This is a genomic window from Moritella marina ATCC 15381 (assembly GCF_008931805.1).
Classification (GTDB): domain Bacteria; phylum Pseudomonadota; class Gammaproteobacteria; order Enterobacterales; family Moritellaceae; genus Moritella; species Moritella marina.
In genome coordinates, this window is the sequence record NZ_CP044399.1 from 3164811 (window position 1) to 3186402 (window position 21592).

The window sequence follows — 21592 nt, forward strand, 5'->3', positions numbered from 1 at the left end:
CGCATCACTGCATAAAGGCTTTTTTTATGACGAGCTATTAATACTAACCACTAATACATCACATATTTGTCATCATCACAGTACCACGGCAGAATACACAATATTCACCCGGCTGCATTTTATGCCACACTTCATTATCCGTCAGCGGTTGTGTCGCGATAATAGCCACAACATCAGAATCAGACGTTTCATTCTCAAAGTTAATTTCAATATTTTCATCAATTAATTGAGCGTGACCAAACGGTGCTTCACGAATAATATGATGTAAATTATTAGTACAGTAAGCAAAAACAAAATCGCCATCTGTTAATAATAAATTAAACACGCCTAATGCTCTTAACTGATCGCACAAGCTCGCGATAAAGCTAAATACTGGTTTCATATCATCAGGTTTCGTTGGAAACTTTTTACTTACTTCCTGTAATATCCAGCAGTATGCTAGCTCACTGTCGGTTTCACCGATAGGCGTATAAAAGCCCGTAGCCAAACCTTGATAATCCGTTAATTGACCATTATGCGCATAGGTCCAATTCTTCCCCCAAAATTCACGGGTAAAAGGATGCGTATTCTCTAATGCAACACCACCGCGATTCGCTTGACGAATATGCGAAATCACCGCTTGGCTTTTAATCGGGTAGTTTTTGACTAATTGTGCGACTTTTGATTCACAACTTGGCTTTGGATCTCGAAAAGTACGGCAGCCCTTGCCTTCATAAAAAGTAATTCCCCAACCATCAGAATGTGGTCCAGTCTTACCCCCACGCTGCATCAGCCCAGAAAAACTAAAACAAATGTCGGTAGGCACATTTGCGCTCATACCTAATAATTCACACATATACTGATAACTTCACTTTTATAGCTACAACATTAACCCGAAGGGCTAAACTCATTCATTCATCTTTATTCTACGTATTGCCAAGCAACTGTCTATGGCAAATAACGCTATAGCACGCACAATTATGCAATATCATATAGCCAAAAGACCTAGGTTAGTCAGCATAACCCATCATTTTTTCAACTAACTGGATCAATAAATGGATCACTTTAATGTGAATCTCTTGAATACGGTCAGCATAACCAAAGTGCGGCACGCGGATTTCAATATCAGCGATCCCAGCCATTTTCCCGCCATCTTTACCCGTTAGTGCAATCGTCTTCATGCCTTTGGCTTTCGCGGCTGCAAACGCATTTAAGACGTTTTGTGAGTTACCACTCGTGCTTAGCCCTAATAATACATCGCCTTGTTGACCAATCCCTTCAACATAACGTGAGAATACATATTCATAGCCAAAATCATTACTCACGCAAGACATATGGCTCACATCAGAAATTGCAATACCCGGCATTGCAGGACGGTTTTCACGATAGCGACCTGATAACTCTTCAGCAAAATGCATCGCATCACAATGTGAACCACCATTACCACAAGATAATACTTTGCCACCGGCTTTAAATGAATCAGCTAATAATGCCGCTGCTGCTTCAATATTTTCACCATTTTTCGGGTCTGCTAAAAAGTCATTTAATACTTGTGCTGCTTCGACTAATTCCTGCTGAATTAAGCCTTGATAATTTGTCATTTATTATCGCCTCTATGCTTAAAATATATTTCTATAATAGTACTATTGTTTCACAAATTTATGTACCTGTATCACCCATATAAATAAAAGGTTAAGCATAACTAAAAATAAGCTTAAGGTATGAAAAAATGCATAGTTAACACCCACTTACTACCCACTTATGAGTAATGAAAAGTCCAATTTCTTGACCGATCTGACCTAAAATAAAAGTAAATCGGCAATTAAATTATCAAGCCAACAAAGCTATTATCAGTGAACACTTGTAAACCCAATGGGGTAAAAACAAGCGTTTAGTTACAGGTTCTATAATTACTATGTGAATTACATGTAAAAAACTTGCTAATTTAATAATTTTCAACTAGAACTAATACACAAACCAGTCTTCTGGTCTGACCTCTGACTTTGCTATTTAGTTGCGTAATGAAAGGAGAAAATCATGGCAACCACAATCTCACTCTTAGCCTTAGTGGCAATATTTGGTACATTATCTTACCAAAGAGCATCATTAGCTGCGTTTACTGGTGCATTTTTTATTGCACTTGCAGCCGTTTCATATTTCGGTGATGTGCCGTTAGCTATTTGGATCATAACCGCTGTAATTGCGATACCGTTAAATATCACGAGTATTCGTCAAGGCTATCTAACAGCGCCAATCTTAAAAGGTTTCCGTAAAATAATGCCGGAAATGTCTCAAACAGAGACTGAAGCATTAGAAGCCGGCACCACTTGGTGGGATGCTGACCTATTCAGCGGCAAACCAAATTGGGAAAAACTGCACAACGTACCTGCGCCTGCACTATCTGCTGAGGAACGTGCTTTCCTTGACGGTCCTGTAGAGGAAGCATGTCGTATGGCTGATGAGTTTGACATCACTCACAATCGTGCAGATTTACCTCCAGAACTGTGGGAATTCCTTAAAACTAAGGGTTTCTTCGCCATGATCATCAAGAAAAAATACGGTGGTCTAGAATTCTCTGCATTAGCACAATCAATGGTACTGCAAAAATTAACAGGCTCAAGCTCAGTAATGGCGAGCACTGTTGGTGTACCTAACTCATTAGGACCTGGTGAATTACTACAGCACTACGGCACTAAAGAGCAGCAAGATTACTACCTTCCTCGTTTGGCTATTGGTGAGGAAATTCCATGTTTCGCATTAACAAGCCCTGAAGCGGGTTCAGATGCCGGCGCTATCCCTGATTTCGGTATCGTCTGTAAAGGTGAATTCGAAGGGAAAGAAGTACTAGGTATGAAACTGACTTGGAACAAACGTTATATTACACTTGCACCTGTTGCGACTGTACTTGGCCTTGCGATTAAACTTCGCGATCCTGACGGTCTATTAGGTGATAAAGAAGATATCGGTATTACTTGTGCGCTTATCCCAACAGATATCCCAGGTGTTGAAACTGGTCGTCGTCACTTCCCGCTTAACTTACCGTTCCAAAATGGTCCAACTAAAGGTAACGAAGTATTCGTACCACTAGACTTTATTATCGGTGGTCCAGAGATGGCTGGTAAAGGCTGGAGCATGCTCGTTGAATGTCTCTCTGTTGGTCGTGGTATTACATTACCTTCATGCTCTGCAGGTGCCGTTAAGCTAGCCGCATTAGGCATGGGTTCTTACACAGCTATCCGTCGTCAATTTAAAGTTGCGATTGGTAAAATGGAAGGTATCGAAGAACCACTAGCACGTATCGGTGGTAATGCTTACCTCATGGGTGCAGCATCAACACTCACAACGAGTGCGATTGATTTAGGTGAGAAACCATCAGTAATCACTGCGATTGTTAAAATGCATTTAACAGACCGTGCGCAAAAATGTGCAATCGATGCAATGGACATCTCAGGTGGTAAAGGTATCTGTCTTGGTCCAAACAACATGGCAGGTCGTGGTTACCAAGCGGCGCCAGTTGCAATTACAGTAGAAGGTGCAAACATTCTGACTCGTAACCTGATCATTTATGGTCAAGGCGCAATCCGTTGTCATCCGTTTGTATTACCTGAATTAACTGCAGCAGCACTTAGCGATCACAAAAAAGGTCTACAAGACTTTGATGCAGCTCTATTCGGTCATGTTGGTTTTGCTATGTCGAACTTCTTCCGTTCATTCGTGATGGGTGTGACTAACGGTAAAGGCTCTGCTGCACCATTTAAAGATGAAACTGCACAGTACTATCAACAGATGAACCGTTTAAGTGCAAACTTAGCGTTCTTATCTGATGTTGCAATGGGCGTTCTAGGTGGTGATCTGAAACGTAAAGAACGTGTTTCTGCACGTTTAGGTGATATCTTAAGTCAACTGTACTTATCATCTGCAACATTGAAACGTTTTGAAGATGAAGGTCGTCAAAAAGCTGATTTACCATTAGTACACTGGGCATTACAAGACTCATTATTCCAAGCTGAACAAGCAATTGATGAATTACTACGTAACTTCCCTGTTCGTGCTGTTGGTATTGCATTACGCGCTATGGTACTACCAGCAGGTACGCGTCTATCTCGTCCAGCTGATAAATTAGACCATGTTGTTGCCGGTTTACTACAAGTTCCTTCTGAAACGCGTAGCCGCCTAGCAACTGACATGTACCTCACTGAAGAAGAAGGTAACCCTGTCGGTCTACAAGAGAAAGCCTTGAGAGACATTATTGTGGCTGACCCTATCTTCGCCCGTGTTTGTAAAGAGAATGGTGCTAAACAAGCATTTATCTATCTTGATAAGTTTGCTGATATCGCACTTGCTAACAAGCAAATCACGGCTGATGAAGCTGAGTTACTGAAAGTTGCAGAAGAAGGTCGTTTACGTACAATTAACGTTGATGATTTTGACCCTGAAGTACTTGCTGCTGATAAGTCATTAGTTAACCAACTAAACAGTGATTGGCGAGCTCGTGCAAATGGCACCGCGAAACCAGCTAAAAAGAAGAAAGTAAAAACTGAAGCGGTTGCTTAACGGTTTGTTACATAACTGCTAGCAATTAATCGCTAGCGACAAAAAAGCCACTGTTATCATCGATGACAGTGGCTTTTTTATTTAAACCGTTTTACTTAAACAGCCGAACTTAAACGTCTAGTATGGTTTTCGCTAAGGTACGAATACCATGGCCTTTTCCGCCTGTTGACCATAAATCATTAGCCGCTTTCTGATACGCGCCCGCTAAATCTAAATGTAACCAACCTTGCCCATCTTCACGTACAAAACGCGATAAGAATGCAGCAGCAGTCGATGCACCAGCACGACCTTCACCAGCATGGATGTTCGCCATATCAGCAAAGCTTGATGGTAATTGGCTTTGATGCCATTTCTCTAAAGGTAATTGCCATGCAAATTCATTTTCTGATTTCGCATTTGCTAATACTGAATTCACCAAGTCCTGATCAAACCCAAATAGCGCATTATAATCACGACCTAAGGCCATCTTAGCCGCACCGGTCAGTGTCGCTGCATCAATCAAGCGTTGCGGCGAGTTCTCTTCAGCAGCAAGTAAACCGTCGGCTAACACTAAGCGGCCTTCAGCATCTGTATTAAGCACCTCTACAGTGATATCATTTTTGTAGGTAATAATATCGCCAAGTTTAAACGCATTGCTGCTGATCATGTTCTCTGCACAGCATAAGAATAACTGCACGCGTTGGTTTAAGCCTTGGCTGATTGCTAATGCTAGTGCGCCAGTCAATGTTGCAGCGCCGCCCATGTCACTTTTCATTACAGCCATACCATCAGAAGGCTTAATGCTGTAACCACCTGAATCAAAAGTAATGCCCTTGCCTACTAATGCAGTTGCTACAGGCGCATCGGCATCACCGCTTGGGTTAAAGTCCAGTTGTAACATAGCTGGCGGATGCTGGCTGCCACGTCCGACAGTATGAATACCGGTAAAACCGTGTGTTAATAATTCTTCACCAGCAATGATTTTGTAGCTAATCGCTTCTGGCGCAAGTTGTAATAACAAATCAGCCGCACTTTGCGCTAGCTTAACCGGATACATATCTTCAGCGTCGGTATTAATGGTTTTACGTACCCAATGGCTGGCTTTTTGAAAATCAGTGAACGCTTTCTTTTCAGTACTGTTTACTGAATCTAAACCAAAGCAAGCTTGTTGCGTTTCTTTTGCAGTGTAATAGCCTTGGTCAAATGCAATGCGTAATTCCGTATTCCATAACTCGCCTTGCAAGGTCACTTTAGCGATACCTTGATTCGACAGTTTACGTGCCGCACGTTGTACTTGTAATGCACTATCACCGCCAAGGTCAGCCAGGTGGATTGATGCGACACCAGCATTAAAGCTCACTAATGCATTCTTGCCCCAAAAGCTGTCAGCGGGGGTAAGCGTTAACTCAACGATCATGAAATCCTTCATTTAATATCCTTTATTTTGACGTGTAAGCAATACGTTATGTTATATACCACTTATTTAACTTTCATATTAACAAGTTAAAGCACAAAAAAAAGCCCATAATCAGCGTTATGCTAACTATGGGCTTATTCAGTATTAGTTATTAACAATTAATAGTTAATATTCATCAATCCAAGCAAGCATGACAGCTTCAAGTACGCGTTCACCACAATGATTGGGATCATCGGTAAAATCGTCTAGTTCAATAATCATCTTGCGCAAATCGGTGAATCTAACTTGCTGCGGATCTTGTTTTGGATATTGCTCGAAAAGTTCGATTGCAATATCTCGGCTATCCGACCATGCTAATGCCATAAGACCTCTCTAAAAGTAACGTTTAGTTATGACTAACCTATTGTTACTTTCAGTTTAGTTGTCTTAAGGCATTTATGCGTAGCCTTAGATCAGAAAACAAGGCAGTAAACTAATCGCTATTAATGGCTTTCAGAAACCATGTTTAACGTATACTTCGGAATTTCAACAACCAGATCTTTATCCGCAACAGCTGCTTGGCAACCTAAACGAGAATCCGGTTCTAAACCCCATGCTTTATCTAACATGTCATCTTCAAGTTCATCACTTTCTTCTAATGAATCAAAGCCTTCACGTACGATCACGTGACATGTAGTACACGCGCATGATTTCTCGCACGCATGCTCAATGATGATTCTATTGCGCAACGCAACATCAAGGATCGTTTCGCCCTTCTCAACGTCTACAGATAGACCTTCTGGGCATAGTTCTTCATGAGGTAAAAATATAACTTTTGGCATTTCTTAGACCTTATCTACCGACTGACCCTGCAACGCTTTACGGATTGATGCATCCATACGACGAGCAGCAAAATCTTGTGTTAATTTATCGACTGTTTCAATTTCTTTTTCAATTGCATCTCTATCATCACCTTGACGGATCTGATAAAGCACTTGAATCGCATTCTCAATGACAGTTTGCTCTGCGTCTGACAACAAGGCTTTACCATCTTGTTGTAAGGCTACGATTAGGCTTTCCATGACACGGTCAGCTTCTAATTGTTGCTCTGCTAGCATACGCGCTGTTACATCTTCTTTCGCATACGTCATTGAATCTTTAAGCATGTTTGCCACTTCATCATCACTCAAACCATACGATGGTTTAACTTGAATAGATGCCGATACACCTGATGATTTTTCCATAGCAGAAACACTTAACAAACCATCCGCATCCACCTGGAACGTCACACGAATGTGTGCAGCACCTGCGGCCATTGGTGGAATACCTGTTAATGAGAAACGCGCTAATGAACGGCAATCAGTCACTAATTCACGTTCACCTTGTAGTACGTGAATAGTCATCGCTGTTTGACCATCTTTAAACGTCGTAAACTCTTGTGCTCGAGCCACAGGAATAGTCGTGTTACGTGGGATCACTTTTTCAACTAAGTTACCCATGGTTTCAAGACCAAGTGACAATGGCGTTACGTCTAGTAATAATAACTCTGAATCAGGTTTATTACCCACTAATACGTCAGCCTGAATCGCTGCGCCAACTGCCACAACTTTATCTGGATTAATACTAGTTAGTGGCTCTTGAGTAAAAAACTCCCCCACTTTTTCACGCACTAATGGTACACGAGTAGAACCGCCCACCATCACAACTTCCAGTACGTCTTCTTTGCTGATTTCAGCATCTTTTAATGAACGACGACATGCAAGTAAAGTACGTTTAACAAGAGGTTGAATTAGCGTTTCAAATGTTGCCCGGCTTAATGAGCCCTGCCAATTAACAGGCTCTAATGACAGCGTGATATCCACACTATCATTGTCTGTTAATGCTTGTTTTGCTTGTTTCGCTTGGTTTAATAACAAACGTTGCATTGCCAACGGTTGCTCACCAACCAGTCCAGCTTCAGTGCTGATCCAATCTGCAACTAAATGGTCAAAATCATCACCACCCAGCGCCGAATCACCACCTGTTGCGAGGACTTCGAATACGCCTTTATTGAGACGTAAAATAGAAATGTCGAACGTACCACCGCCCAGATCATAAACCGCGATAACGCCTTCTTGACCGGCATCTAAGCCATATGCAATAGCTGCAGCTGTCGGTTCATTTAATAAACGTAATACATTCAACCCGGCGATGTTTGCTGCATCTTTGGTACCTTGACGTTGTGCATCATCAAAGTAAGCGGGCACAGTAATCACAACACCATTAAGTTCACCAGCCAAAGATTCAGTGGCACGTGCAGCTAAAGTTTTTAGTATTTCGGCTGAAACTTGAACCGGATTAAGTTCACCTGCTACCGTTTTAATTAACGGTTGGCCAGATGCCGATTCAATCAGTACGTTAGGAATACGCGCAGTATCAATATCTGAAAATGCTTTGCCCATTAAACGTTTTACTGATGAGATAGTATTTTCTGGGTCGGTTACCGCTTGTTCTGCAGCAAGATCACCAACAATAATCGCATCTGCGGTATAACGAACCACTGATGGTAAAATATCGTGACCAGCGTTATTGACTAACGTGATTGCACTGCCACTACGGACACTTGCCACTAATGAATTAGTCGTACCAAGATCAATGCCGACTGCAAGTTTATGCTCATGAGGTGCTGCCGATTGACCCGGTTCAGCAATTTGAAGTAATGCCATGTTTTAGGTTCTTAAATTTAAATTATTTGATTAGTAATCAAGTAAACTATCTTCAAGTGTACTTAATTGTGTCTGCAGTTTATAAACAAATTTTAATTTGCGCACTACATTCGCCGCGTCATTATAATGCTCAATACTGACCAATTCATTGAATTCTTGCAAATATTGTTTGATTGATAAACTTAATTCATCATCAAAGTCTGCAATTTCTTGTTCAGGGTCTGCAGCATGTGGGATATCTGCAAGACGTTCATGCTGTTCCATTTGCTGCATTAAAAACATTGGATCTTGTAATGTTTTTTGCTCACCACGAATATCTTCATGACAAATAGCAAGGATATATTCTGCACGTTGGATTGGTGATTTCAGAATTGAATAGGCATCATTAACTTGAGATGACTTTTGCACTGATAATAAGCGCTCACGCTCACTGCCATTGGCAAAATTATCAGGGTGTAGTGTACGTTGTAAATCTCGATATTTTGTTGCTAAACCGGCACTATCTAATTCAAAATTAACGGGTAAACCAAACAGCTCAAAGTGGTTCATCTGACGACCTTTAATGGATAGATTAAATAAACAAAACCCAAATAACCAGGTTATTTGGGCATATCAATATTACACGTTGAAGCTTTCACCGCAGCCGCATTCGCCTTTCATGTTGGGATTGTTAAATTCAAACCCTTCATTCAGACCTTCTTTAACGAAATCTAATTCGATTCCATCAAGATAAACGTAGCTTTTTTTATCCACGATAACTGTCACACCTTTTTCAACAAAAACTTCATCGTTTTCATCAATAGAGTCAACAAACTCAAGGATATAGGCTAGACCAGAACAACCAGATGTTTTCACACCTAGACGTAAGCCTGCGCCTTTACCACGTTTTTCAAGGTAAGTCGCTACGCGAGCAGCAGCTGAGTCAGATAAGGTAACAGCCATATTTAGCTCCTAAGACTCTTTTTTCTTTTTGTAATCGTCAATTGCAGCTTTAATTGCATCTTCAGCAAGAATTGAACAGTGAATTTTCACTGGTGGTAACTCAAGCTCTTCAGCAATTGTTGTGTTAGTAATTTCGCCCGCTTGCTCAATGCTCTTACCTTTTACCCATTCGGTAACTAAAGAGCTTGATGCGATAGCAGAACCACAACCGTAAGTTTTGAATTTAGCATCTTCAATGATGCCTTCTTCGTTAATCTTAAGTTGTAACTTCATTACGTCACCACAAGCAGGTGCGCCTACCATACCAGTTGCGATAGATGGGTCACTTTTATCAAATGAACCTACGTTACGTGGATTTTCATAATGGTCGATTACTTTTTCGCTATAAGCCATGATCTAACTCCTTCAAACTAAAATATAAATCTTCGTGAAACAAGGGTGGTCGATTAGTGGTGATCCCACTCGATAGTGCTTAAATCGATACCATCTTTAAACATCTCCCATAAAGGCGACATTTCACGTAGCTTACTGATGTTCTCTTTAATGATGCTTGTTGCATAATCAACTTCTTCTACAGTCGTAAAACGACCGAATGAGAAACGAATTGAGCTATGCGCCATTTCATCGTTCAGACCTAATGCACGTAGTACATAAGATGGTTCTAAACTTGCTGATGTACAAGCTGAGCCTGAAGAAACCGCAAGGTCTTTCAGTGCCATCATTAATGACTCACCTTCAACAAAGTTGAAGCTTACGTTTAAGTTGCTTACGATACGTTGTTCTGCATGGCCATTTAGATATACTTCTTCGATATCTGCAATGCCAGCCCAGAAACGTTGACGTAATGCTTCAGCATGGTCTGTATCTTGTTGCATTTCTTCTTTAGCAATACGGAATGCTTCACCCATACCCACGATTTGGTGAGTTGGCAGTGTACCACTACGCATACCACGTTCATGACCGCCACCGTGCATCTGCGCTTCTAAGCGGATACGCGGTTTACGTTGAACGTATAATGCACCAATACCTTTAGGGCCATAAATTTTATGTGCCGATACTGATAACATATCTACTTTTAATTCAGAGAAATCAAGTGGTAATTTGCCCGCACTTTGCGCAGCATCTACATGGAATAAAACTTTCTTCGCACGACAAAGTTCACCCAATGCAGCGATATCATTAATCGCACCGATTTCATTGTTCACGTGCATGATACTAACAATAATAGTATCTTCACGAATTGCAGCTTCAAGGATTTCAACTGTAATTAGACCTTCCGAAGTCGGGTCTAAATAAGTTACTTCATAACCTTCACGCTCAAGTTGACGACAAGTATCAAGCACAGCTTTATGCTCAATTTTACTTGTAATAATATGTTTGCCTTTCTTGTTATAAAAATGCGCAGCACCTTTAATTGCAAGATTGTTTGATTCAGTTGCACCCGACGTAATAACAACTTCACGTGGGTCTGCATTGACTAAATCTGCAATTTGATTACGAGCAATGTCTACAGCTTCTTCTGCCTGCCAACCGAAACGGTGTGAACGAGACGCAGGGTTACCAAAGATGCCGTCCATAGTTAAACACTGCATCATTTTTTCTGCTACACGAGGGTCTACAGGCGTAGTCGCAGAATAATCCAAATAAATAGGTTTTTTCATCTAGTCATTGCTCCATACAACACGGTTAGGCAACTAACGGTGTTTATATCTTATAATTATAATTTTGATTCGATTATGTTGTTAGACCGTTATAATCAGATAATGTTTACATCAATCTTGTTTAACATTTGACGGTCGTTATCTTGCTCATTGACGATCTGCTTTATTTCATTATTTGCCATCAGATCAGCCAGCGATATATTATCAAGAAAATCACTGATTCGCTCACTTAAATCATCCCAAAGTGAATGCGTTAAACAGCGTTTTCCATCATTACAACCGCCTGAAGAATCACATTTGGTCGCTTTTACATTCTCATCAACAGCATCAATGATCATACCGACAGAAATAAGCCCAGGTAACATGCCTAACTTATAGCCACCACCGGGTCCTCGTGCACTTGCAACCAAATTCTTTCGACGTAATCGAGAGAATAGCTGTTCCAAATACGACAACGAAATACTTTGTCGTTCTGATATTTCAGCTAATGGCACAGGTTTAATTTCCGCGTGCAATGCAAGGTCAATCATAGCTGTAACGGCGTATCGTCCCTTCGATGTCAATCGCATAGCAACCTCTAAAACTGTTATTTAAGGTTATGGTTACATACCCGACTGAAATGGTCAAGTATATACCTGACTAATTTACTCAGGTATTACTTTTTAGCAATCAAACTGACAATACTGATGACGTTATTTTTTAAGGTTACGCTGGATAGAAACCAAGGCACCACGGAGAATATTTAGCTCCACGGTTTCAGGACGTGCGCGGGTGAATAAGCGACGTAAACGATTCATCACCACACCTGGATGGGCTTTATTGATAAAACCAGAATCCCATAATGTTTCTTCAAGATGCGTATGGAACATTTCTAGCTCCGCTTGTTTTGGATACGGATTATCTTGTTCTGGGAAACTGCTCGTCGCGAGGTAAGCCATGCGTGTTTCGTACGTTAGAATTTGTACTGCCATTGCGAGGTTTAATGAGCTGTATTCTGGATTTGCAGATACGCATACATGATAAGTACATTTTTGTAGTTCATCATTGGTTAAACCAATACGTTCACGACCAAATACCAATGCTACAGGGTAGTTCGGCACTTCTTCGATAAGCTTTAAACCCGCTTCACGTGAATCAAGCATTGGCCACTGCAGCGTACGAGAACGTGCGCTAGTGCCAATCACTAAACCGCAATTTTCCACAGCTTCTTCTAAGGTATCGACAATCGTAGCATTTTCTAATACATCTGCAGCACCGGCAGCCAATGCTACTGATTTTTCATCAATCTCACATAATGGTGCAACTAATACCAACTGTGTAAAACCCATTGTTTTCATTGCACGAGCAGCTGAACCAATATTACCAGGATGAGATGTACCGACTAATACAACTTTTACGTTTGCTAACATAATTAATACCTAAAAAGATGTATAACAGTCAAACTAACTAATTAAACAGGTCGTTTAACGCCAGAGTTAGACTATTATTGGAATTGTTAATTTACTGGTCGCGGATTCTACCACAATTAACCCTGAGCAGATGCAATAAGCAGCAGTGAAAACGTAAAAATATACTAAGAATTAAAATCAGGTGTAAAAAGTTATGAAAATTACTTTGGATCTTTGCGTTAAGTTGGGTATACTCCGCGCCCTAATTCCCGTTCTTTCAAAAATTTGGTGGTAATAGTATGCATCCGATGCTAACAATCGCGATCCGTGCTGCGCGTGACGCAGGCAATGTAATCGTAAAAGCTTATGGCGATCCTAGTAAAACTAAGATCGAGCAAAAAGGCACAAATGATTTTGTGACTAACGTAGAAAAAGAAGCTGAAGCAGCTATTATCGCTACAATTAAAAAAGCTTACCCAGAGCATACGATCATCGCTAAAGACAGCGGCGCTATCTCTGGTACAGATACTGACTACCAGTGGATCATTGACCCACTAAACGGTCACACAAACTTTATTAAAGGTATTCCACACTTCGCAATCTCAGTTGCTTTACACGTTAAAGGTAAAGCTGAAGTTGCAGTTATCTTTGATGCTATCGGTGATGAAATCTTCTCTGCTTGTCGTGGTAAAGGCGCTCAATTAAACGGTTTCCGTTTACGTGCTGGCTCTGCTAAAGATTTATCAGGTACTGTTTTAGCAACAGGCTTCCCACACAACATGAAGCATCAGCAAGATACTTACATGAACATCTTTAGTTCATTATTTACTGAATGTGCTGATGTTCGTGCATCTGGCAGTCCTGCACTTAACCTTGCTTACCTAGCAGCTGGTCGTATCGACGGTTTCTGGAGCATGGGTCAAAAACCTTGGGAAACGGCAGCGGGTAACTTAATAGCTACTGAATCAGGCGCTATCGTAACAGATTTCGCGGGCGGCCATGACTTCTTTAAGTCTGGTAACTCAGTTGCTGCATCACCACGCGTACTTAAAGATATGCTTGCTAAGATACGTCCTAACCTGACTGAATCTTTAGCTAAATAAGTTTACTTTACTTAAGTAACGTAAAATAAGAAGGCCCAGTACTTATTACAAGTACTGGGCCTTTTATTTAGTTAAACCACCGATAATACCTGTTGTTTTATTTCTGCTTTATCATCGTTTTCTGAGCTATCTTTTTTTAAACTATCGTCTCTTAAAATATCGTCTCTTAAACTATTATCCCTTAAGCTATTCACAGCTCCACTCTGCGCATCAACATCCTCATTTGTCCATCGGATCACATGTTCATTTTCAGCGAGATCAAACGCAGGTTCAGGTAATAAATCATTAATTATTTTAGCAGAGCGCCACGCCATTAAACTCAATTGAGGGTCTGCTATACCGTGGCTATCTAACCCAGCATTAACGGCATAAATATGATTATCCTGACTACCAAACCATTTCACTTTAAAATTAGGCTCAAGCTGTAACGAACCATCAGCAGACAGATCTAGCATGGGTGTTAACCCCTTAATACAATCTGGTATTTTCGATTCAAAACCAGTTGCTAAAATAACAACGGTGGCAGCATAACTCTCCGCTTTTTCTGTTAAATTATTATCCGCGATTAAATTAAATCCATCCGCCGTATTAGCCATTGAACTAACCGTCCGATGCGGCAGTAAGCGTACCCATTTACGTTGTTTTTGCACTTCAAATTTAGCGTATAATTCTTGATAAATAGCTAATAAAGCTTCACTGGTGATACCGTCACTCGTTAACTTCTGCGCACGGATCTCCTGTTGTTTTACCTCTTCATTTAAATGGTAAAACTGCTCAACGTAACGCGGCATAAAGTATTCATTACTAAAAGCCGCCTCATCGAGTGCCTGGAAGTTAGCTCGACGTGACAGCCAATCTAACTGTGCGGGCTGGCCCCAATTTCCACGTAGTGCATTTAAAAATACATCGGCCCCCGTCTGTCCACCGCCTACAAGCACCACACGTTTACCGGTCAAATCAATATTACGTAAGCCTATTTCACTGGCATGAAAACAGTTATCGCCCAAGTAAGGTTTTACCTCAGCTGGAATGTAAGGCGTCTTACCAGTCCCTAAGCAAATATGTTTTGCTTGATACAGACCTTGATTAGTTGTGATCACAAATCGATCGCCAATAAAATCAATATCCTCTACCGTCTGCGAAAAATTCACATTATTTAATTGCTTAGATACCCAAGATAAATAATCAGAAAACTCTGCGCGAGTAATGGTTTTTTGTTCCGTATTTAAAAAACGATAGAATTTTTTGTTTCGCACCAAATAAGCAATAAAACTGTATGGGCTTTCTGGTGCGACTGCAGTAACCAGATCTTTTAAATAAGATGTTTGCATATAAGTATTTGGTAGCATCAAACCTTCATGCCAAATGAACGACTTTTTATGCTCTAAGAAGCAGCTTGTTAAACTGGGTGTCTGCTCTAATAGCGCAGCGATACTTAAATTGAAAGGACCAACACCTATACCGATAATATCTGTTAACTTTTCCATCATGTTCATCCTTAAATAATACGCTCAAAAAAATCATTCCGTTCACTACACAGTAGCGCTGCTCTTTTATGCGGGAAATCGAACTCTTTTAACTTTTCTAACCCGACTTTACTGGCGATCTTCGCGACATGTTTATTATCAGCACGAGGTTCACCCAATACATGCCCGGTACGCTGTTCATCGGTATAAATCGCGTGTTGTAAACAACGCGCCCAATTGACAAAATAACGTCCGCCTAAGAACAATGGATTACCCACCAGCATATGTACACCGCGATCATAATGCTGGCAATCATAATAAATGCCAAGACGATCTTCAGGTGTCCAATACACCTCTAAATAACCAAAGGCAACGCCATCAACATAACCGATGACCGCCATGCTATGAGGATCTGCGGTTTGCTTTTCGAGGTACTGTAAATGCGAGTCTTTACTACCTGCGAGTTCCCACATACGACTTACTTCAGGGCGATTATGCCAGTGACTGAAGTTGGCTAAATCTAATTGCAGGTCAGCACATTTAAAACTAATCACACGGCCAAGATCATAAACGTACTGCTGATACCAAATGCCTTCAGGCTGGGGTTGACGCTGTGGGTATTCCACGCCTTCAGTTGATATCAATAATGGTACATCTGTATTATCGCAAGTCTGTAGTTTTGACCAAATGTTGGCGTATTGATAAAATGCTGCGCGCTGAATATGCACATCATCGCAAACCATATCTGCCCACATTGGAATTTGTGCAGTTGTCATTGCCAACCATAATGATTGCTTGATAATAATGGTCTTACGATTAACCCCCATACCTGCAAAAACATGCTCAAGAATATTAAACCACTGCGCTTGATCTAAGGCACTCACCGCTGCCCTCAATTCAGTTCTGACCTCAGCTCTTACCTCAGCTCTTACTTCAGCTCTGAAATCTGCATTTAAACCATCATCATAGGTAAACGCCCATTGGCTCAAACAACTTTTCACTGTGAAATGCTCACCGCTGGTTTCAAATACCAACTTGCTACCGGTTTTACTGATATGCGCACTATCAGCTTGTGGCTTGAATAGAGGTTTGAAAACGCTATTGACGCCTTCCGTCTCTGTAAACTTGAATAGATTTGGGTAACTGACATAAATTTTACTGGGATCCGTAATTTCAGTTTCATTTTGCGCTGATAAGAAACAAAAGAAATTACTTTTTATCGTCAAACGGTCACAACCTAACAGGTAATCATAGAAGGAGCGATCATAAAAACTATGCTGCGCTAACTGACGCCAAAGGTGTTGTGACATCTGCACAAGTTGCTCAAGTGATACCTTGCTATCGATATGATGCTGCTCACCCGATGGTACTTCTGATTGTAATGCTGAAATCACACTATTCAGCGAGTTAACAATAAGGTAATAGCTAAAATACGAATTAACATCGGCATTTTTCATGAAATATTCAGGCTGATTCTGTTGCAGTAATGGAAAACGTTGAATCGCGGTTTCAGTAAAGCCAGTGCCTTGGCAATCCCTGAATTTAACCCCACAAGGCAGGCCATTATCAAAATCGACTAAGATGTTCTGTTGATGGGCAAGTAATATCAGCCCATAATCACTGCGCGCGACACAAATAGGTTTTATGACTTGCTCTAAGAACTGTTCGAACCAAATCAAACTAGCATCGTGATATGACAATGACTGATGCGTCGCAAATTCGGCGATTAAATCTTGGATGAAATTACCGCCATCCTCCTTAGTCTGCGTTAATGTAGCCAACACCATGCTCGACTCTTTACCTGTCGGGAAACAATTTTCACGCCAGCAGAATAAGCTATCGACGATCACTTCTCCGTTCAGATCTTTTAATCCACTCCAGGCTGGTTCTTGCAATACCGAGAATGTTGGGAAACGTTGCCATAACTCAGCCCCAGCCAGTTCTTCACTGACTTGGTTAAACAATACACCACGCTCTAATTCTTTTACCGATAAATGACGCACAGAGTTTGTTAGCTTCACCGCAAGTGAAAATTTCAGCATCCAACGGCTATCTTGTTGCCATAACGCCCGCGTTGATGATGTTGGGTGCCACATTTTACCTTGCGCGCTATCGGCACATTCAATCATTAAGCCATCAGCAAAATATTGCTGCATACTGCTATTATCACGCAGCACTTTGACTTGATGAGGATGCATTGGAAAAGGCAAGTAGCCATTAGGAATAACACTCGGTAAACCCTGAGTATTAAATGTATCTTGGTAAGTTTGCAAGAGTAAGTCTGAAAGTGATTCGCCATGGCTATTCCCCACTAATAAACTCGGTGCGACAAAGTACCACTGCAACGTAAAACTATTGCCATAATCAGGGCTATACAGCTTAGATTCTTCAACTGTCCATCCTGCGTGACTCTTACCTGCAGGATGTAAATTATGCCCACCAAGTAAACTTTGTTCCGCTTGAATAAACCCATCAATACCGACTGGTGTAGTGCGCTCTGCCAATACATTTTCAATATGACTTTGACTATTAAATACTTGCTGTTTAAATCCCAATAATTGCGCTTGGTTAAAGTCACCGGTAATGTCGTGATGCTGACAAATTAACTCAACTACATCCGCATAAGCGATATCAGCCTCACCTTGTAAATCTCGAAATTTAACCGGATAATTAAATTGAAAACGTTGCACGGCTGAGCGCTGTAATAATGGCAACACTAGCTTTCCAGCTGTCATATCTATACATATTTCATCGTCGGTAATACTGTAACCCGACCACTCATTCAATAGCGCATTAAGAAAGGCATCTAATGATAATTTTTGGCTATAGCTATACTGCATGGTCATTCTCCTCCAGTGCAAATAACGGAACGAGTTCGCCATCGCCTTGCCATTGATAACAATGTTTATCTATCTCGCCACGTGGTTTGATGCGTTCTGATTTCTTAGTACCTAACATAATAAAAGCCACCGGTTCTTGCTGCTGAGTTAAGCCAAATAATTGTTGCACACGCGGTAATTCGGCTGCGTCGGTGCTATACCAAACTGCCGCAATATCTTGCTCTTCAGCCGCTAATAAAATATTTTGGCAGGCAGCCGCTGCGGATAATACTTGGTCTCGACGAGAAACAGCATGCGGACTGGTTATATTTGCAGAAACCACGACCACCATAGGTGCATCACCAAGGTAATTAGTCAGTCGACGGATCTTGGCAGGATCGATATCTCCGCCCTCTTCCAACCAAGCTTCACACATCAATTCACACATATTTGGTACCTGTTCATTAGCCACAACAACTAAATGCCAAGGCCTTAGATTACCGTGGTCAGGCGCACTCATCACCGCTTGAAAGATACGTTTCAATTGCACATTATTAGGCGCAGGCAGGCACATTTCATGAACATGACAAGAACTACGTTGATAAATAAAATCTAAAACTGGCATGGCTAACTCCTTTTATAACCAAGTAAAATCAAACAAATAAAATAAATACCGCCGATAATTGACACTAAAATGCCACTGGCGATTTCAAAGGGAGCAATCAAGGTTCGGCCCAGTCCGTCAGCAAGTACTAATAGCCAAGCACCTATCGCACCACTACCGAGTAGCAATACCCAATGACGCGTCTGTCCGCATAAACGTAATAAATGTGGTGATAGCAAGCCAACAAAGGCAATGGCGCCCACAGAGGCAACAGCAGCTGCAGTAATTAATACCACCAGCAGTAAGATCAGCATGCGTAATTTTAGTAACGGTTGACCGAGGTTATGCCCCCATGTTTCACCGAGCGTGAATAAATCAAGATGGCGTGCAAAGGTAAAGAGTAATAAACAACAGGGGATAGTCACTGCAAGTAGCAGCAAACCTATTTGGCTATCTGCGCCATAGGTCGTGCCCGTTAGCCATAACACAGTAACTGAAGCAGCTCCGGCACCAAAGGTTAATACCATCGAGGCAACAGTGCCGCACCATGCTGATATCGCAATACCCAATAGCGCCAACTGCGAGACATTAAATTGATAACGCATCGCAATAAATAACACAGTCACAACAATGGCAGCGCCGACTAAAGCACATACAAATAATAATAGTCGTGATGCATCCGGCCATATCTGCAAAGCTAAAATAATGCATAAAACTGACGCCGATGTTGCACCCGAAATATCAGGACTTGCCATCGGATTACGAAACAACGCCTGCAGAGTGCAACCCGCAACACCTAAACCAAACCCAGAAAATACCGCAACAACAATACGCCACTGAGTAAAGTACTCACCATCAGCACTTGGCCAGAAATAAGCGATTGTTAATGTCAGTGCTAATGCAGGTAAAGACAGTGCTAGCCATTTAGGCAATTGAATAAGCGATGCTAAGCCAAACCCGGTTTCTTGCATCACCATGCCAGCCAGACCTTGCTTACGCATCAACAGGTACAAGAAAAAAGGCGTGCCAAGTAATACCGTCAGTACACCTGTGGGTAAGCGGTACCCTGCCAGCGGCATAGATCGAGAGAATAATTCAGCAAAGATAACCAACAATGCGCCAATAAGGCTCGCGAACAGTAGTTTTTCACGATGACGATAATGACCAAGTAACTTCGCCATATGCGGGGCCATTAAACCAATAAAACCTAATACCCCCACCATTGCAGTCACTAACGACGCTTGCAATACCGCCAACATTAATAACCCTACCCTCCAGCGATTCACTTTTAAGCCAGCCATGTTGGCCATCTCATCGCCCATGCTCAACATATCAAGGTGGCGATGGCACAATAAAGGTAAGAGTAGTAGCAACAGTGCAGGCGTTAAAATAATACCCGCTAAATCGCCATCGCTCTGGCTAATGTTGCCACTGCCCCAGAGGAATAAACCGTCCATGCGCTGTTCTGCGTAAAGCATAATGGCTGACGAAACCGCGCCAACAGCTAAGCTCATCGCCATACCGATTAAGATCAGCTGTAACTTACCGCCACCAATTACTTGCGATAAAGTAAGAATTAATCCGGCTATCATCACCGCCACCACAAATGCCGCGATCCATACCATCCAAATACTCGGATCAGTGACAAATAAGTTAACCAACATTGCCCCTAATAAAGCGCCAGAGCTGATCCCTATCGTTGAAGGGGATGCAAAGTCATTACCTAGAGTCACTTGTACTACCGTGCCTGACTGCGCCAATAAAGCGCCACTTAATACCGCAATTAATAGCGTCGGTAATAAGAGTTGAAATACATACGTTTGCTGGTAGTTATCAAACAGTTCCATATTAGGGACAAGTGCGTAGGTGCCAACCGACAGTAAAGCGAAGACAAACAGAGTAACTAATAGCAATGTTGAAAATACTTTCGATGATGTCTTTGCTCGCAAAGAGTTTACAACTGCGCTACTTTGCGTTTTATTATTTGCATTAACTAACATTCGATCCCTCCAATAACGCGGCATTGAATGCTCTAGCCATACGGATCACAGACACAGGGCCACCAAAGCTCCATAGCGCAGGCACATAATAAATATCATTATTTTTAACAAACGCGTGCTGACTCCACAAAGGTGATAGCGTCATGCGTTCACCTTTTGATTGTGTTTCTTTCACCAAGATCAAGGCTGTATCTTCAAGCAATTGAATTTGTTCAAGTTGTAAATGAGTAAAGTCTTTACCTGGCAGGTGCGTATCCCATGCGTAATGCAAACCAATATAATTGGCAACTGAAGCAGCTAAACTTTGTGTCGAAAATACCCGTAACCCATACCCCATGCCGACAAATTTGCCATACGCAACCTTTTTACCCGCGAATCCAGCCTCAACAATTTGCTGTTTAAGCCGTGCTAATTCAACGTCCATATCAGCAAGCTGCGCTTGGGCTAACGCCACCTTGCCGAGTTGCTTGGCTAAGGTTAAATAATTACTTCGCATTTGCTGCATATAGCGGTATTGCGGTTGATCGACTCGCCCAAATTGCTGTAACAATAACGTTGGCGCAATACGATTAAGATCATCACTAATGCGCGCATGGCGAAACGGATAACCGACAATCAAATCAGGCTGTAATTGCATTAGTAAAGGAAAACTCGGAAACGCGCGATTACCGACATCAACGACATCCATTGGTAATGCGGGTGAGTTAGATTGCCACTTACGATAACCGTTGCGAGAGGTCACTGCTTGGGGCTGTATTCCCAACGACAATAACATTTCAGCCGCACTCCAATTAAGTGCAACCACTTTCGGTTGTTGTTGATATGCCTGCGTTAATCCAGTTAACGGTAAGGGTTGGGCTAACGCAGTGAACACCTGCTCATTAATGTCGTTAGCCAATACGGTCGTAGGCAATAATGCCATGGCCACCAGAATGAGGGTTATTGTGCGTTGCAAACGGGCCATTGCGTTTCTTATAACGCTGAACACTTTCCTTA

The 21592-nt window shown here is 41.7% G+C and carries 19 protein-coding genes; 2 read left to right on the plus strand and 17 right to left on the minus strand.

Annotated features, from left to right (window positions below; genetic code table 11):
* Positions 1-58: 58 nt before the first annotated feature.
* Both FR932_RS14100 and lpcA read right to left on the minus strand, forming a co-directional pair.
* Positions 59-835: a class II glutamine amidotransferase gene (locus FR932_RS14100; protein WP_019441545.1), complete on the minus strand. Its 777-nt coding sequence runs from the start codon at positions 833-835 to the stop codon at positions 59-61.
* A 154-nt stretch (positions 836-989) separates the two neighbouring features.
* Positions 990-1580 (minus strand): D-sedoheptulose 7-phosphate isomerase, encoded by a 591-nt coding sequence (lpcA, locus tag FR932_RS14105; protein ID WP_019441546.1) that lies wholly within the window; start codon positions 1578-1580, stop codon positions 990-992.
* Positions 1581-2016: 436 nt separating this feature from the next.
* Between lpcA and fadE the strand changes: the two genes are divergently transcribed.
* Complete coding sequence (gene fadE / locus FR932_RS14110; RefSeq protein WP_019441547.1) at positions 2017-4533, plus strand: acyl-CoA dehydrogenase FadE; 2517 nt, start codon at positions 2017-2019, stop codon at positions 4531-4533.
* Positions 4534-4642: 109 nt separating this feature from the next.
* Here the strand turns inward: fadE and pepB are convergent, their stop codons facing one another.
* The 10 genes from pepB to trmJ all read right to left on the minus strand — a co-directional run bounded on the left by pepB (position 4643) and on the right by trmJ (position 12625).
* The gene (gene pepB, locus FR932_RS14115) at positions 4643-5941 is read right to left on the minus strand and encodes an aminopeptidase PepB (protein ID WP_019441548.1); all 1299 of its coding nucleotides are present in this window, start codon (positions 5939-5941) and stop codon (positions 4643-4645) included.
* 153 nt (positions 5942-6094) lie between these two features.
* On the minus strand, positions 6095-6292 hold the full coding sequence (iscX, locus tag FR932_RS14120; protein WP_019441549.1) for a Fe-S cluster assembly protein IscX: 198 nt from the start codon (positions 6290-6292) through the stop codon (positions 6095-6097).
* Between the two features lie 119 nt (positions 6293-6411).
* Positions 6412-6750: an ISC system 2Fe-2S type ferredoxin gene (gene fdx / locus FR932_RS14125; RefSeq protein ID WP_019441550.1), complete on the minus strand. Its 339-nt coding sequence runs from the start codon at positions 6748-6750 to the stop codon at positions 6412-6414.
* A gap of 3 nt (positions 6751-6753) precedes the next feature.
* Positions 6754-8613: a Fe-S protein assembly chaperone HscA gene (gene hscA, locus FR932_RS14130; RefSeq protein WP_019441551.1), complete on the minus strand. Its 1860-nt coding sequence runs from the start codon at positions 8611-8613 to the stop codon at positions 6754-6756.
* A gap of 30 nt (positions 8614-8643) precedes the next feature.
* Positions 8644-9162 carry a co-chaperone HscB gene (hscB, locus tag FR932_RS14135; RefSeq protein ID WP_019441552.1) on the minus strand — a complete coding sequence of 173 codons (519 nt, stop codon included), beginning with the start codon at positions 9160-9162 and terminating at the stop codon, positions 8644-8646.
* A gap of 69 nt (positions 9163-9231) precedes the next feature.
* Positions 9232-9555, minus strand: a complete 324-nt coding sequence (gene iscA / locus FR932_RS14140; protein ID WP_019441553.1) for an iron-sulfur cluster assembly protein IscA — start codon at positions 9553-9555, stop codon at positions 9232-9234.
* 9 nt (positions 9556-9564) lie between these two features.
* Positions 9565-9948, minus strand: a complete 384-nt coding sequence (gene iscU / locus FR932_RS14145; RefSeq protein WP_019441554.1) for a Fe-S cluster assembly scaffold IscU — start codon at positions 9946-9948, stop codon at positions 9565-9567.
* Between the two features lie 53 nt (positions 9949-10001).
* Positions 10002-11216: an IscS subfamily cysteine desulfurase gene (locus FR932_RS14150; protein ID WP_019441555.1), complete on the minus strand. Its 1215-nt coding sequence runs from the start codon at positions 11214-11216 to the stop codon at positions 10002-10004.
* A 95-nt stretch (positions 11217-11311) separates the two neighbouring features.
* On the minus strand, positions 11312-11785 hold the full coding sequence (locus FR932_RS14155) for a Fe-S cluster assembly transcription factor (protein WP_026032150.1): 474 nt from the start codon (positions 11783-11785) through the stop codon (positions 11312-11314).
* Positions 11786-11908: 123 nt separating this feature from the next.
* Positions 11909-12625, minus strand: coding sequence for a tRNA (cytosine(32)/uridine(32)-2'-O)-methyltransferase TrmJ (gene trmJ, locus FR932_RS14160; protein WP_019441557.1), 717 nt, complete (start codon positions 12623-12625; stop codon positions 11909-11911).
* Between the two features lie 278 nt (positions 12626-12903).
* On the opposite strand from trmJ, the gene suhB reads away from it, so the two are divergent.
* Positions 12904-13707 (plus strand): inositol-1-monophosphatase, encoded by an 804-nt coding sequence (suhB, locus tag FR932_RS14165; RefSeq protein WP_019441558.1) that lies wholly within the window; start codon positions 12904-12906, stop codon positions 13705-13707.
* A gap of 71 nt (positions 13708-13778) precedes the next feature.
* On the opposite strand, the gene FR932_RS14170 is transcribed toward suhB, so the two are convergent.
* Genes FR932_RS14170 through FR932_RS14190 form a run of 5 tightly spaced genes read right to left on the minus strand, consistent with a single transcriptional unit; the run spans position 13779 to position 21560 of the window.
* Positions 13779-15197: a lysine N(6)-hydroxylase/L-ornithine N(5)-oxygenase family protein gene (locus FR932_RS14170; protein ID WP_240532403.1), complete on the minus strand. Its 1419-nt coding sequence runs from the start codon at positions 15195-15197 to the stop codon at positions 13779-13781.
* 8 nt (positions 15198-15205) lie between these two features.
* Positions 15206-18013 (minus strand): GNAT family N-acetyltransferase, encoded by a 2808-nt coding sequence (locus tag FR932_RS14175; protein ID WP_019441560.1) that lies wholly within the window; start codon positions 18011-18013, stop codon positions 15206-15208.
* A complete protein-coding gene (locus FR932_RS14180; protein WP_019441561.1) occupies positions 18003-18617 on the minus strand; it encodes a nitroreductase family protein in 615 nt (204 codons plus the stop codon). Before FR932_RS14180 ends, FR932_RS14175 begins: the two co-directional genes overlap by 11 nt.
* A 2-nt stretch (positions 18618-18619) precedes the next feature.
* Positions 18620-20596, minus strand: coding sequence for an iron ABC transporter permease (locus FR932_RS14185; RefSeq protein WP_019441562.1), 1977 nt, complete (start codon positions 20594-20596; stop codon positions 18620-18622).
* Positions 20586-21560 carry an ABC transporter substrate-binding protein gene (locus tag FR932_RS14190; protein WP_019441563.1) on the minus strand — a complete coding sequence of 325 codons (975 nt, stop codon included), beginning with the start codon at positions 21558-21560 and terminating at the stop codon, positions 20586-20588. Before FR932_RS14190 ends, FR932_RS14185 begins: the two co-directional genes overlap by 11 nt.
* Between the last annotated feature and the right edge of the window lie 32 nt (positions 21561-21592).